Genomic DNA, 308 nt, shown 5'->3' with positions numbered 1-308 from the left:
GACGGTGGTATCACCTGGACGGCAACTCTGACCCCGAACGTCAGCGTTGCAGACACCAGCAACCTGATCACTTTGGATAACACCGGGGTGGTCGACGTGGCGGGCAATGCCGGGGCCGGCACGACCGACTCCAACAACTACGCCATCGATACCTTGCGCCCGACGGCATCAATCGTGGTGTCCGACACAGCCCTCGCCTTAGGCGAAACTACCACCGTGACCATCACCTTCAACGAAGCGGTGAGCGGTTTGGCCATCGCCGATTTCACGGTGGCCAACGGTGTACTGAGTGGGCTGAGCAGTGCCGA

General features: G+C 61.0%; 1 protein-coding gene. It reads left to right on the top strand.

The genetic code is table 11. The annotated features are described in order from the left end of the window. Positions 1–308: Ig-like domain-containing protein (locus tag B3M58_RS12930; RefSeq protein ID WP_296219653.1), on the top strand; the 308-nt coding region annotated here is incomplete at both ends.

Origin of the sequence: Pseudomonas sp. UBA2684, assembly GCA_002354655.1 — a bacterium.
Classification (GTDB): Bacteria; Pseudomonadota; Gammaproteobacteria; order Pseudomonadales; family Pseudomonadaceae; genus Aquipseudomonas.
The sequence above is the reverse complement of the archived record's forward strand: the minus strand, read 5'-3'. Positions and strand labels throughout refer to the sequence as shown.